Origin of the sequence: Bacillus ndiopicus (genome assembly GCF_000612805.1) — a bacterium.
Classification (GTDB): Bacteria; Bacillota; Bacilli; order Bacillales_A; family Planococcaceae; genus Metasolibacillus; species Metasolibacillus ndiopicus.
Map to the genome: position 1 here is coordinate 89,768 of NZ_HG964408.1, position 13,019 is coordinate 102,786.

Consider the following 13,019-nt stretch of genomic DNA (forward strand, 5'->3'; position numbering starts at 1 on the left):
TTGTTCATGATTGTTGCAACTGCGTTATTTGCGGGGCTAAGCAAGAAGTATAGTCATATAAGTATTATCTTTATTGGTAACATAGTATCACTTGTAGTTTCGTATTTTTTTATAGGTACGATGGCAGAAAATGTACGTTGGGATGGCTATTTTAAGCCTTTGACAGCAAATAAATTTTTAATATTAATTGGTATTTTAAATATCATTCCGCAGCTTGTAGTTATAAAATTTGTCAAGAAAAAATGTAGGAGGCAGGTAGAATGAAAAAACTTATATTTTTAATGCTAGTAGCAATTGTTTTTGTAGCAGGCTGCCAAGAAAATGCTAGTGAAACAGCTGTAGTTTTAGAAAAAGCACCGAAAAAAATAGCAGAAGTAATAGCACCTGATTTGACTTTACAAATGGTATCAACTAAAGAAGGACAATATGTTGTTTATTATTCAACAAAAGATGTTGAGATGGCATATGAGGAGGATCCAGATTTTAATAGGTCACTAATTTTAACAGAAAGTACATCCAATTCGGATGAACGCAAAATGTATATTTATAAAATACCTAAAGTAAAGGTAGAGGACAGAACTTTTACAGTTTACATTAATGGTGAGCTTGTGCCGTTTGATATGAACTATCTATTGGGGATGAGATAAATTGGGATATATTAAAGAATTACGAAAAGTAGTTGGAAGTCGTCCGCTTATTATGGTTGGTGCTTGTGTTATCATTCTAAATGAGTACAATGAAATTCTTATGCAGTATCGTAAAGATAACAGCTGCTGGGGATTAATTGGTGGTTCAATGGAGCTGGGAGAATCTTTAGAGCAAGTTGCATATCGGGAGATGCTAGAGGAAACTGGTTTGAAAGCGCAACAGCTTACTTTGCTCAAAACATATTCAGGCGAAGATTTCTACTATCAATATCCACATGGTGATGAAGTCTACTTAGTTGTCACAGCGTTTGAATGCAGAAATTTTATTGGTGAATTAAAGCACGATGAGGAAGAGGCTTTGGAAGTACGATTTTTTCCACTAGATCAACTGCCAGTTAAGTTAAATCCAGCAGACCAGCCCATCCTAATAGATTATTTACGAAAGACATGAAATCCAAGTAGATTTCATGTCTTTTGTTGATTATTTAGCCTTTGCCCTTAAACAAAAAGCGGACATCGGCTTTATTTCACTCACATCTTGCAGTGCCTCAATTTGTGTAAGTAATAGCTGCTTCAACTTTGTAGGCATTTGTGATAATTGCTGTAGCTCATGAGGATAAAGTGAGATAACAGCATCAACCTCCCATTCACCATCTTGCAATTGAGGTGAATAGATAGTACCTTTTTTATCAATTATCCAGCCACTTGCAATAAGGGCTTTTTCGATATTTTTTGGGTAAAACATCGTGCGTACATTCGATTCGCTGCTTAATTTAAAGCTTTCGATAATCGCTTGAATCGACACCGCTGTGAAATGAGGAATTTGCTCAGCAAGTTCAATACAAGGATTCCATTCAGCTAAACAAAGGTATTGGCCCCAATGTTTGATGCGTTTTAATACTTTTGCAAGCTCATCATAGCTAGAAAAATACCAAATACAGTGTGATAACACGATGTAATCAAATTGCTTGTCTTGAAATGTCACAGATTCATTTAATATATCCATATTAAAATCAATCCTTAATTGCTGCCCCAAATCACTTTGTAAAAGGCGTTCTCTAGCCTGTCCTAGTGTTTCGGGTGCACCGTAATGCTCATCAGCAATATCTACACCGTGTACAAAGCCTGTAGGACCAACAGTATAGGCAAGTGCAGCAAGGGTATCGCCTTGCCCACAGCCTATTTCCAATACTTTTGCACCTTTAGGAATTTCCCAAAAATCAATTAATTTTAAGCGATGCACAGTTTGAATTTCTTGAATAGGGTAAGTTGATGCTGACATACCCATCGCTTGTAGTAAATCACCTATCATAAATGCACCTCTTTTTTAGCTTTGAGCCTGCATATATACTTCCTCATACGGTTGAACAATAACGAAACCATCCCCCTCAAAGCGCATTTGGAATGATTCACCACTGCCACGTCCAAGGAATGTTTTAAAGGAAATATCCGTTTGAAATTCGGGCTGTAAATTACCCGACCATGCAACTGTTGCATTTGGGTCTGTAATGACAGGGTTGCCTGGTGTGACGCGTAAAGTTAGTGGCTCATAATGTGTTGTAATTGCCACAAGTCCTGTACCTTCACAGCGAATATTAAATAAGCCGCCAGCCATCATACCTGCTACTTTTCTCATTAATTTAATTTCATGCTTAATTGTTGGCTCGAAAGCGAGTAAATCATTGCCATTCACATAAATCGCTTCATTTTGTAAATGCAAAATAATAATTTTCTTACCGCTGTCTGCTAAATAAAGCTTGCCTCGACCTGTTGCTTTCATTAATGAAGCACCTTCGCCTGTAAGAGCCTTTTTAAATAATGAACCAAGCCCATGCTCTAAAATACCTTCACGCTCAAATTTAATTTGTCCATTGTAAGCGACCATTGAGCCTGCCTTCGCCCAAACAAGGTTGTCTAAATTGACCTCTAACATACGCGGTGTCTCTAGCTCAAAAAAGCCCTCTCCACGATCCACTTGTTCCGTTTGTTTAATAAATTCCGAAATTGAATATTTGCTCATCATGACACGTCCTCTCGTTTTTAACATATACGTAGAAATCTTATGAGAAGTTTCAAAAATAGATTACGATTTTTTTAATAAATAGCTTGAACAATACAATATGTCTACAACAACAACGATTACCCATACCATGGAAATCTGATATAAAAATTCACTTGGGTAAGGGGAATTTTCGAATTGACCAGATGTCAACCATTCGCCTATTGTTGAAAAATAATACCCAAATTGAGAGAGGGATTCTGTGCCCATCATCCAGAAAAGAATTTGTGCGATAATAAAAAATAGCACATGAATCGTTGTCATAGTAATATTTCTTCGCTTTTTGTAATGAGAATTTCTCTCACTTTTGATTATTTGATATTCTTTCGGTGTTAGTAAATTTATGCCTCGATAATTTCCAATTTTCATACGCATCCACCTATCTAATTTTCTAAAATCATTTAGTCCAAAAATGATTGTGTAAACAACAAATAGTGTAGTAAGTATTGTAAAGCTAGAAATTTCTCCTGTGTAATCATAAATTATCCAAGCAATTGCTGCTTCAAAAACAGTTGCAAGTATAAACAATAGAATGAATCCTTTACTAATTGTCCGTTTGTTGAAAAAATATCTTGTAATACCAAATAGTAAAGATGCGCCAATGGAGATGATTTCTGCACCTATAAACAGTATCCATTGGTAGGTATGTAAAAATGCTTGCATAATATCCATCCTTTCAATGCCATTAAAGCATCTTAATGGCATATTTTATGACACACTCTTTGTGTATACGAATAATTGGGTGAGAAATTTCAAAAAACATTTGACCTTGGAGTATAGTCCAATGATAGTGTAAATGGAAAGGGGGAATCATCATGTTAATTAAACAATTTGCTACAAAATATCATATTTCACAAGATACCATTCGATTTTATGAAAAAGAGGGATTATTGAGTCCGCAGCGTTTAGATAATGGTTATCGTTTTTATGATCCGTCCTGTGAAAGAAGTATTAAATTCATTCAAGTGATGAAACAAATCGGCTTTTCATTACAAGAAATCAAATTATTGCTGACTTTAGATGAGCGACCAATGAGTGAGGCATGTAATCAAGCTTCAAATAATTTATTTGTAAAAAAAATTAATACCGTTGAAAAACAGCTTGCTTTTTTGACACTGGCTTTACGGGCATTAAAAATGGCAGAAGGCTTAGTGCAGGAAGGGAAGTATGAGTCAAATAAAATCAAAATTGATAAAACAATTGAGGAAATGTATCTCAAAATAGAGGGAGGGGGACTGTTTGATGACATTACGTAGCTGGATTAAATGGGAGTACGGGATTAGTTTTATTATGCTGTTCATGCTATACATATATCTTGATTTTTCTGTACTATGGTTCTTTTTTTGCTTACTTATACCAGACATATGTATGGTTGGTTATATAGTAGATGAGCGAATTGGTGCAATCATATATAATATTGGACATAGTTTTATTTTACCTGCTGTTTTATTAACAATTGCATTGCTAGCAAACATGGCGTTTTTACTTCCTATTGCAATGATTTGGCTAGCTCATATTTTTATGGATCGAGCTTTAGGCTATGGCTTGAAATATACAACAGGATTCAAAGAAACACATATACAAAAAATTGTCTAGTAATTAGCAAGGAGGGGGGCGTCCGAAAAGCTATTTTGGGATGCCCCCTTTTTTATTGTGACTACCGCAGGAGCACAGTTTTTAGTGGGTACTTATTATAGAAGTAATGGCTGTTCGAAAATTTCGGATAGCCTAACTATTTCACAATCAACGCAGGGCAATGAACACGCTTTATCACCTTGTGGCTGACACTGCCTAGCACCATTTCCTGTAAACCATTTAAGCCGCGGCTCCCAATAATAACTAAATCAACATGATTTTCTTTTGCATATTGAATAATTTCAGGGGCTGGTTCACCTTTTAATATAGTGATTTTGTATGCGATGTTGTGCTCTTTTAGAAGCTGTTCGATTGCTGCTACTTTTCGGCGACGTTCTAATAAAAGGCTGTCAGGTGAGCTATGCAATCTTTCAGCTTTTGCGTTGTCAAAGCTTACAACGTAAACAATATCGACTACCGAGTTTGCTGTGAGCTGTGCAATTTTCACAGCCTCCTGTGCTGCACGCAATGCATTTTCTGAGCCATCTGCTGCTAAAAGAATATGCTGATACATAAAAAATCCCCCTTATGAGAAACTTGTCAATTTTTGATAAAGCGCCTGACTAGCAGGGTTCATACCGATAACCGTAACAGTTTGTCCTTTTTCTTCTAACTTACTGACAACCTTTACAAGTGCGCCAACACTTGATTCGTCCCAAAGGTGGCTACTCGTCAAATCAATGGTAATATGGGGTTCCTCTGCAAGCTCTAGCTTGTCGACAAAGGCTTTTGTGGATGCGAAAAATAGTGGTCCTTCTATTATATATGTAGCATCATTACGTGTAATATTAACCTTTGAAATTTTCGCTACAAAAAACAGGGCACTAATCACAATGCCTGTTACAACACCAATTGCTAAATTACCTGTGTAAAGTACGATAGCAATGGTTATTAGCATCACGAAAACTTCTCCCTTTGGCGCAGTTATCGTATATTTTAATGAGCCCCAATCAAAGGCTGATATAGCTACCATAACCATAATACCTGCAAGCACAGGCATCGGAATATCGACGACAACATCGCCAAGCACAACGATTAAAAATATAAGGAAAACACCAGCGACAAGTGTCGATAAACGTCCACGTCCACCAGACTTCACATTGATCATTGACTGACCAATCATCGCACAGCCTGCCATACCACCGAAAAAGCCGTTGATGATATTAGCAATCCCTTGCCCGCGCGCCTCCATATTTTTATTCGATTTTGAGTCAGTCATATCATCTAAAATTTGTGCAGTTAACAGCGATTCTAATAAACCAACAACAGCAAGTGCTAATGAATAAGGTAAAATAATTAGCAATGTTTCCCATGTTAATGGAATATCAGGCAATAAAAAAGTAGGCAAGCTTGTTGGGACTGCGCCCAAATCTCCAACCGTTTTTAAATCAATATGAAAAATAAATGCTGCGGCTGTTAGCAATATAACAGCAATTAAAGGTGCAGGAATCATCTTGAAAAACTTTGGAATAAAATAAACAAGTCCAATCGTTATAAATAAAAATAAGTAGGTCATGCTATTGCCACCAATAAAATGAGGAAGCTGCGCCATAAATACTAATATGGCTAAAGAATTAACGAAGCCTATCATCACCGCGTTTGGAATAAAGCGCATCAGCTTAGCAATCCCAAAAACGCCAAATAAAATTTGGATAATCCCTGTTAAAATCGTTGCAGCAAGTAAATATTGCAAGCCATAATCTGCGACTAAATCAACAACAACAATCGCCATCGCCCCAGTCGCAGCAGAAATCATCGCTGGGCGTCCACCGACAAAGGCAATAACTGTTGCAATCGTGAACGAGGCATACAAACCTACCATTGGGTCAACCCCTGCCATAATTGAAAAGGCAATCGCCTCAGGTATTAGCGCAAGTGCAACAACAACGCCTGATAAAATATCTGCGCGTATATTGCCGAACCATTGCTGCTTTACAATTTGCATAGTGCAGCTCCTTTCTAGTAATAAGTACGCCTAACATCATATCATAATTATAGATTTTCTAGCAGTTATAAATTTAATGAGCGAAATTGTATGTTTAACGGGCGAAACTAGCGTTTGAATGGGCGAATTTGTTTGGTTAATGAGCGAAAAGGTACTTTAGCCTGTGATGAGGAGAAGAAATTGACTTTCTTCTCAATCCTCCATACAATAGCAGAAAGTTTCCTAATGAAAGGGTTGAAAATATGAACAATATAGTTTTGATTATTATTTTACAACTAATTTACGTGCCGTTTTTAACATTGCGTACAATATTTTTAGTGAAAAATGTAACTTTTCTAGCGGCTATTTTAGGTATGATTGAAATGTTAATTTATGTCTTCGGGCTTTCTTTAGTTTTTAATGGAGATCAAAGTATTTTAGCGATGGTTGTTTATGCTGTAGGCTTTGGTTTAGGAATTTTCCTTGGCGCAAAGATTGAGAGAAAATTGGCGATTGGCTACGTTTATGCAACAATCAATACACAAAAGAAAAATAACGAGCTTGTTGATTTTTTGAGAAATGCAGGCTTTGCCGTAACAATTTATGTCGGCGAAGGGCGAGATAGCGAGCGTTATAAGTATGAAATTTTAACGAAGCGCAATCGTGAAGGGGAGCTGTTCAAAATCGTTGAGCAATTTGAGCCCAATGCCTTTATTATTTCATATGAGCCAAAATCCTTTAAAGGTGGTTTTTTAGTAGCACGTATGAAACAGAAATAGTGAAGGAGCTGTCTGAAAAGTAATTTTGAGACAGCTTTTGTATTTTGTTAATAGAATATATGGTATTATTTGCTATAGATTATTACATACAGAAAGGAATATAGTAATGCCTTATTTTACATGGCGTATTAGTGCTTTATTGCTTCTAGTTACATTATTTCTTGCTCACACAAAACTAACAAATGCTACATTATCGACTGCTTTTTTTATAAGTGCAGGGGTACTGGCTTTTTATTTCTTTATTCCTCTTTTGAAAAGAGGGAGGGTACTGTGCTATGGCTTCAGCATTTTATTGTTGTTTAGCAGTGCATTTTTATCATTAGATATTACATACGCATTGCCAATAATCGCTTATTTTTTCATTGATAGTGCGCTATCGTTAAAGATAAAATCATATGTAGGCTTGCTAAGTATCTCACTGCTTGGATTAATAGCGCTTGTCGCTATGCAAAAATTGCCTTTGTACGGAGCGTTATTAGTAGTAATAAGCATGGGTAGCGCATTTTTATTACGCAATTATGTGCAAGCTACTAGCGAAAAGCAGGTCTTATATGATGAGCTACTCGGGCAATATCGTTTATTGAAGCGTGCACAGGCCACGCAGGAGCAGCTTGTACGCACGGAGGAGCGTACGAATATCGCGCGTGATATGCATGATTCAGTTGGTCATCAGCTAACGGCATTGCTGATGCATGCAGAAATGTTGTCAATGCAGCAAGACCATGCAGCAGTCGAGGAAATAAAGCGCCTTGCAAGAGCAAGCCTTGAGGAAACAAGATATGCAGTGCGACAATTAAAGGCGAGTGAAGTATATGGAATACAATCTGTTTTACAGCTAATACGCAAGCTTGAAATCGAAAGTCGTTTACATATTCGTTTTACAGTTGAAAAAGGAGTACTATCCGTGCCGATATCCAATCAACAAAGCATTGTACTTTACCGAATACTACAGGAATCTTTGACAAACGCGATGAAGCATAGTGATTTTAAGGAAGTAGAAATATTGCTTGCTATTAATCCATTAGCACAAATTCAATTTACAGTGAAAAATAAACTGCTGAAGCAAACGCCAATTGTTTATGGCTTTGGGCTAGATAATATGAAGGAGCGAATTCAACAAGCAGGTGGCACAATACATATTTATCAAAAAACACAGTATTTTGTTGTCGAGGGGGCATTACCAGTTAAGGAGGATACATAATGAAAACACGCATTTTACTTGTGGAGGATCAGGCAATTGTACGCAATGGCTTGAAGATGATTATTGAGCAAGATGAAACATTGTCAATTGCAGCCGAGGCGAGCAATGGAATAGAGGCACTTACTTTATTAGAGCAGCAGTCTATCGATTTAGTTTTAATGGATATTCGCATGCCTGAAATGAATGGTGTTGAAGCGACGAGGCAAATCCGCAGTCGTTTTCCGATGATGAAAATATTAATATTAACGACATTTGATGATGAGGAGTACGCGTACCAAACATTAAAGGACGGGGCCAATGGCTTTTTAGTTAAATCGTCTGAGCCGAAAAAATTAATCACAAGCATCCACAGCGTATTAGCGGGTGGTATGGTACTGCAGGAAGATGTGGCGGCAAAATTAGTGCCAAAGCTATTGCGACAATCAATCAAGCAAGAACAGCCGCCTACAACTTTAACCGAAAGAGAGCTAGAAATTGCGAAATTGGTTGGTGAAGGGAAGACGAACAAAGAAATTGCCGCAGCCTTATTTTTATCCGTTGGTACAGTAAAAAATCATATTACACATATTTTAACTGAATTACAGCTAAGAGACCGTACGCAGCTGGCGATTTATGCGGTGCGTAATGGATTCGTTTAATATATGATGAAGGAAAAGGAGTAATATACATACTATTACTTTGGAGTGCTTCAGGTTTGCTTGCCATTTTTGCCTTTGTTTTTGCAGTGGACAGGTTCTCATGGGTTCATATGCTCATTAGTGCCATTGCATCTATACCCGTTACAGCCTATTTCTTTGGCGTAGAAAATGCTTGGCAGTATGTTGGGTTTACACCTATCATCTTCTTCATATTGACAATCGTTTCATGGTTTTTATAAAAAAGAAAAATGAAAATAATAGAAGCTTGAAATGAGTCGTGCCAATCAACCTGAGAATTGGCACGATTTTTTTATGTTACCCTCGCATAACCTTCAATAATTATTTTTCCAAAATTTTTTATTTTTTAACCTAACTTTAACCTTTGCTCTGTATACTTTCTCCATGTGAAAACAAAATCAATCGAAAGGAGTAACAAATATGCAACGAAAAGCAAAGCGAAAACTCGCATGGATAGCGATAATGGTCTTGTTTATGCAAACGCTGTTTGGTAATCTACCGGCAATGGCGATAGATAGGGATAATACAATAAGCCCTGTAGTCGCACAAATGTCAACGACTTCCGCAGATAGTGCAACCATCACGCAACAGGCAACGACAGCGGATAGTGCGGTGATTTATGTCAAACAAGGAGCAAGTGGAAATGGCACAAGTTGGACAAATGCCTTTGGCGATTTACAGTCAGCACTTGACGAAGCATCCATTAAATTAACAGCAGGAGCAACATCTGTAGAAATTTGGTTAGCACAAGGGACGTATACATCAACAAAACAAATTGACGTAACGGACAATCGTACTAAGACCTTCCAAATGCAAAATAATGTTGCGATTTATGGAGGGTTTAGTGGTAATGGAACCGAGCGCGATTGGCAGATGTATGAAACGACTTTAAGCGGTGATATTGATGTAGCAGGTAATAACTCAGATAATGCTTATCATGTCTTTTATCATCCAGATGGCTTGAATTTAAATGCTACAGCTCTTTTAGATGGTGTAACCATTACAGGGGGAAATGCAAATATTGGAAATAATCTACATTGGAGTGGAGGCGGTATGTTCAATGAAAATAATAGCCCTACGCTCACGAATGTGATATTCAGTAGCAATACTGCACGTTCTGGAGGAGGCATGTATAATGAAAATAGTAGCCCCACGCTCAAGAATGTGATATTCAGTAGCAATACTGCAAGTTCTGGAGGCGGCATGCTCAATACTAGTAGTAGCCCTACGCTAACAGATGTGTCGTTTGATCGCAATAGCGCACCTTCTGGTGGGGGCGGTATGTTCAATTTTATTAGTAGCCCCTCTCTCACAAATGTGACGTTTGATCGCAATACCGCAGATTATGGAGGCGGTATGTTCAATAACAGTAGTAGTCCCACGCTCACAAATGTGACGTTTAATCGCAATAGCGCACCTTCTTGGGGGGGCGGTATGTACAATACTAGTAGTAACCCCACGCTAACAGGTGTGTCGTTTGCTAGCAATAGCGCAGATTATGGAGGCGGCATGTATAATACTGATAGTAGCCCTACGCTTACAAATGGAACATTCAGTAACAATACCGCAGATTATGGGGGCGGCATGTATAATATTAATAGTAGTATCCCTATGCTAACAGGTGTGATGTTTGCTAGCAATAATAGTGCACATTATGGGGGCGGTATGCACAATGACAATCATAGTAGCCCCACGCTAACAGGTGTATCGTTTGCTAGCAATACCGCAGATTATGGGGGCGGTATGTTCAATAACAATTATAGTAGTCCCACGCTCACAAATGTGATGTTCAGTAGCAATACCGCATCTGATAGCTTAAGCGGTGGCATCTACAATAACAAAAGTAGCCCCTCCCTAATAAATATTACAATTAGCGGAAACTCAAGCGCTATTTACGGCGGTGAGGCAAACAGTAAAATTCAAAATAGTATTATCGTAGGCAATGATGGTAAACGAGCACTTACTAACTATAGTGGTATGATTGAAAATAGCTTATTGGATGTAGATACAGGTGGGCAGGTGCTAGCCAAATTTTATCGGTCAACAACGGATATACAACCTGATACGTATACACCAGAAGATATTTTTATTGACCCAAGTCAGCAGGATTATCAACTACGAGCAGGGTCGCCAGCGATTAATACAGGAAACAATGCGCTCAATACACAAGCAACTGACCTTTTAGGCAATCCACGGAGGCAAGGTAGTTTCATAGATTTAGGGGCATATGAGTCAGAGTTTGCGTACCATGCGATGTACGAAAGAAATGGCGCAATAGGTGATAGACCTGTGGATAACATGACTTATAAACAAGGCGATACTGTAACCGTACAAAATCGTGGGAACTTAGCAAAAACAGGTTTTACATTTGCAGGATGGAACACACAAGCAGATGGTCAAGGGCAGGACTATGCTGAAAATGCCTCTTTCACAATGAGCGCACAAAATCAGACATTCTATGCCCAGTGGACAACGAACCCAACCTATACAGTGATCTACGATAAAAATGGCGCAACAGGTGGCACTGTGCCCAAAGACAACGGAGTCTACGAAGAAAATGACCATGTAACCGTACAAGGTAATAGCGGTCAGCTTGTCAGAACAGGATATACATTCAAAGGCTGGAATACGCAAGCAGATGGCCAAGGACAGGAGTATGCTGAAAATGCCTATTTTACAATGGGCGCACAAAATCAAATATTCTATGCTCAGTGGACAGCGAACACCTACCCTGTAACCTTTGAAGCAAATGGTGGGAGTGCCATCGTAGCGCAACAAGTACCGTACAATACGCAGGCAAGTGAACCCACTCCTCCAAGCAAACAAGGGCATACATTTGTTGGGTGGTATAAAGACACAGCATTGACACAGGAATGGAATTTTGCAACGGATATTGTAACAGCAGCCATCACTTTGTATGCGAAGTGGACAACGAATCCAACCTATACAGTGACCTACGATAAAAATGGCGCAACAGGTGGTACTGTGCCAAAAGACAACGGAGTCTACGAAGAAAATGACCATGTAACCGTACAAGGCAATAGCGGTCAGCTTGTCAGAACAGGGTATTCATTCAAAGGCTGGAACACGCAAGTAGATGGTAAAGGAACATCCTATGCTGAAAAAGCAATATTCCCAATGAAGAAAGCAGATGTGACATTGTATGCGGAGTGGAGAGCAAACCCACCAGCAACAGGCGGAGGCAGTAATCCACCACCTGTATCGAATGACAACGACTACTCACCACCAACAAAAGTGACTATCACCTTGCAGACGAATGGTGGAACAGCTTTAAAACCAATCGAAATACCCTATAACACAAAAATAAGTGATATACCTAGCCCAACGAGAGAAGGTTATCGCTTTGACGGTTGGTATCAAGATGAAGCACTAACAAAGCCGTTGACAGAGGAAACGGTTGTGCGAGAAAATAGTACGCTTTATGCGAAATGGACGGCATTGCCTGTGGAAGAGCCGAAGCAACCACAAGAGCCGCAATCAGCAAAGCCAAACGTGATATTTAGAGATGTAGAAAAACATTGGGCAAAAGCAATGATTGAGGAACTAGCGACACTTGGTATTATTCAGGGATATGAAGATGGATCTTTCCGTCCGAATTCACCGATTAGCCGTATGCATGTAGCAGTGTTACTCACAAGAGCCTTTCCACTCGAAACAGTAAGAAACGCTGATGATTTCTCAGATGTGCCGAAAAATCACCGTTACTATGAAGCGATTAAGACACTACAACAGGCGGGCATTGTAGATGGCTCGAATGGGGCATTCCATCCAACAGAAAATATGACAAGAGCGCAATTGGCGAAAGTCCTTGTGGGCGTACTTGGACTGACACCAGAAGGCACAAGCTCATTCAAAGATGTTGCTAGCAAACATTGGAGCGCAGGCTATATTGCAGCATTAGAGCGTGAAGGGATTGCGTTAGGTGATAACGGCAATTTCCGCCCAAATGAGCCAGTAACAAGAGCGCAGTTTGTAGCATTTTTATATCGAATCATGCAAAAATAGCAAGAAACAAAAAACTTGAAGGGATGTTTCTTTCAAGTTTTTTTGTTGTGTAAAACACGTTTATATACTGTTCAGTAAACAATTTTTGAGCT

The 13,019-nt window shown here is 38.7% G+C and carries 15 protein-coding genes; 10 read left to right on the forward strand and 5 right to left on the reverse strand.

Annotation, left to right across the window (positions count from 1 at the left end; translation table 11 throughout):
* Positions 1-6: 6 nt before the first annotated feature.
* From TY13_RS15635 to TY13_RS15645, 3 genes are read left to right on the forward strand one after another with little or no spacing between them, the layout of a single operon-like run.
* A complete protein-coding gene (locus TY13_RS15635) occupies positions 7-264 on the forward strand; it encodes a hypothetical protein (protein ID WP_230199460.1) in 258 nt (85 codons plus the stop codon).
* Positions 261-647 (forward strand): hypothetical protein, encoded by a 387-nt coding sequence (locus TY13_RS15640; RefSeq protein WP_042478031.1) that lies wholly within the window; start codon positions 261-263, stop codon positions 645-647. Before TY13_RS15635 ends, TY13_RS15640 begins: the two co-directional genes overlap by 4 nt.
* Position 648: 1 nt before the next feature.
* Positions 649-1,098, forward strand: coding sequence for an NUDIX hydrolase (locus tag TY13_RS15645; RefSeq protein WP_042478032.1), 450 nt, complete (start codon positions 649-651; stop codon positions 1,096-1,098).
* 30 nt (positions 1,099-1,128) lie between these two features.
* Here TY13_RS15645 and TY13_RS15650 read toward each other — a convergent pair whose 3' ends face one another.
* The 3 genes from TY13_RS15650 to TY13_RS15660 form a co-directional block, all read right to left on the reverse strand.
* Positions 1,129-1,959, reverse strand: a complete 831-nt coding sequence (locus TY13_RS15650; RefSeq protein WP_052344363.1) for a class I SAM-dependent methyltransferase — start codon at positions 1,957-1,959, stop codon at positions 1,129-1,131.
* 15 nt (positions 1,960-1,974) lie between these two features.
* Positions 1,975-2,667 (reverse strand): AIM24 family protein, encoded by a 693-nt coding sequence (locus TY13_RS15655; RefSeq protein WP_042478320.1) that lies wholly within the window; start codon positions 2,665-2,667, stop codon positions 1,975-1,977.
* A 63-nt stretch (positions 2,668-2,730) separates the two neighbouring features.
* Complete coding sequence (locus TY13_RS15660) at positions 2,731-3,369, reverse strand: hypothetical protein (protein ID WP_042478034.1); 639 nt, start codon at positions 3,367-3,369, stop codon at positions 2,731-2,733.
* A 152-nt stretch (positions 3,370-3,521) separates the two neighbouring features.
* Between TY13_RS15660 and TY13_RS15665 the strand changes: the two genes are divergently transcribed.
* Both TY13_RS15665 and TY13_RS15670 read left to right on the forward strand, forming a co-directional pair.
* Complete coding sequence (locus TY13_RS15665; RefSeq protein WP_042478035.1) at positions 3,522-3,962, forward strand: MerR family transcriptional regulator; 441 nt, start codon at positions 3,522-3,524, stop codon at positions 3,960-3,962.
* Positions 3,949-4,302, forward strand: coding sequence for a DUF4260 domain-containing protein (locus tag TY13_RS15670; protein WP_042478037.1), 354 nt, complete (start codon positions 3,949-3,951; stop codon positions 4,300-4,302). The genes TY13_RS15665 and TY13_RS15670 overlap by 14 nt, the downstream gene beginning before the upstream one ends.
* A 136-nt stretch (positions 4,303-4,438) precedes the next feature.
* Here the strand turns inward: TY13_RS15670 and TY13_RS15675 are convergent, their stop codons facing one another.
* Entirely contained in the window at positions 4,439-4,855 is a 417-nt protein-coding gene (locus tag TY13_RS15675; protein ID WP_042478038.1) for a universal stress protein, read from the reverse strand.
* Between the two features lie 12 nt (positions 4,856-4,867).
* Positions 4,868-6,286 carry a SulP family inorganic anion transporter gene (locus TY13_RS15680; protein ID WP_042478039.1) on the reverse strand — a complete coding sequence of 473 codons (1,419 nt, stop codon included), beginning with the start codon at positions 6,284-6,286 and terminating at the stop codon, positions 4,868-4,870.
* 242 nt (positions 6,287-6,528) lie between these two features.
* Here TY13_RS15680 and TY13_RS15685 point away from each other — a divergent pair, with 242 nt between their 5' ends.
* The 5 genes from TY13_RS15685 to TY13_RS20450 all read left to right on the forward strand — a co-directional run bounded on the left by TY13_RS15685 (position 6,529) and on the right by TY13_RS20450 (position 12,927).
* Complete coding sequence (locus TY13_RS15685; protein ID WP_042478040.1) at positions 6,529-7,044, forward strand: DUF2179 domain-containing protein; 516 nt, start codon at positions 6,529-6,531, stop codon at positions 7,042-7,044.
* Between the two features lie 106 nt (positions 7,045-7,150).
* Positions 7,151-8,245 carry a sensor histidine kinase gene (locus TY13_RS19925; RefSeq protein WP_052344364.1) on the forward strand — a complete coding sequence of 365 codons (1,095 nt, stop codon included), beginning with the start codon at positions 7,151-7,153 and terminating at the stop codon, positions 8,243-8,245.
* A complete protein-coding gene (locus tag TY13_RS15695) occupies positions 8,245-8,883 on the forward strand; it encodes a response regulator (RefSeq protein ID WP_042478041.1) in 639 nt (212 codons plus the stop codon). The genes TY13_RS19925 and TY13_RS15695 overlap by 1 nt, the downstream gene beginning before the upstream one ends.
* 56 nt (positions 8,884-8,939) lie before the next feature.
* On the forward strand, positions 8,940-9,122 hold the full coding sequence (locus TY13_RS20910; protein ID WP_195891709.1) for a hypothetical protein: 183 nt from the start codon (positions 8,940-8,942) through the stop codon (positions 9,120-9,122).
* Positions 9,123-9,321: 199 nt separating this feature from the next.
* Positions 9,322-12,927: an InlB B-repeat-containing protein gene (locus TY13_RS20450; RefSeq protein WP_081797020.1), complete on the forward strand. Its 3,606-nt coding sequence runs from the start codon at positions 9,322-9,324 to the stop codon at positions 12,925-12,927.
* Positions 12,928-13,019: the final 92 nt, after the last annotated feature.

What these genes read in the sequence shown, in the direction of transcription:
- TY13_RS15635 (WP_230199460.1), top strand. Translation starts at nt 7, where the DNA reads ATGATTGTTGCAACTGCGTTATTTGCGGGGCTAAGCAAGAAGTATAGT.
- TY13_RS15640 (WP_042478031.1), top strand. Translation starts at nt 261, where the DNA reads ATGAAAAAACTTATATTTTTAATGCTAGTAGCAATTGTTTTTGTAGCA.
- TY13_RS15650 (WP_052344363.1), bottom strand. Translation starts at nt 1,959, where the DNA reads ATGATAGGTGATTTACTACAAGCGATGGGTATGTCAGCATCAACTTAC.
- TY13_RS15655 (WP_042478320.1), bottom strand. Translation starts at nt 2,667, where the DNA reads ATGAGCAAATATTCAATTTCGGAATTTATTAAACAAACGGAACAAGTG.
- TY13_RS15660 (WP_042478034.1), bottom strand. Translation starts at nt 3,369, where the DNA reads ATGCAAGCATTTTTACATACCTACCAATGGATACTGTTTATAGGTGCA.
- TY13_RS15665 (WP_042478035.1), top strand. Translation starts at nt 3,522, where the DNA reads ATGTTAATTAAACAATTTGCTACAAAATATCATATTTCACAAGATACC.
- TY13_RS15670 (WP_042478037.1), top strand. Translation starts at nt 3,949, where the DNA reads ATGACATTACGTAGCTGGATTAAATGGGAGTACGGGATTAGTTTTATT.
- TY13_RS15675 (WP_042478038.1), bottom strand. Translation starts at nt 4,855, where the DNA reads ATGTATCAGCATATTCTTTTAGCAGCAGATGGCTCAGAAAATGCATTG.
- TY13_RS15680 (WP_042478039.1), bottom strand. Translation starts at nt 6,286, where the DNA reads ATGCAAATTGTAAAGCAGCAATGGTTCGGCAATATACGCGCAGATATT.
- TY13_RS15685 (WP_042478040.1), top strand. Translation starts at nt 6,529, where the DNA reads ATGAACAATATAGTTTTGATTATTATTTTACAACTAATTTACGTGCCG.
- TY13_RS19925 (WP_052344364.1), top strand. Translation starts at nt 7,151, where the DNA reads ATGCCTTATTTTACATGGCGTATTAGTGCTTTATTGCTTCTAGTTACA.
- TY13_RS15695 (WP_042478041.1), top strand. Translation starts at nt 8,245, where the DNA reads ATGAAAACACGCATTTTACTTGTGGAGGATCAGGCAATTGTACGCAAT.
- TY13_RS20450 (WP_081797020.1), top strand. Translation starts at nt 9,322, where the DNA reads ATGCAACGAAAAGCAAAGCGAAAACTCGCATGGATAGCGATAATGGTC.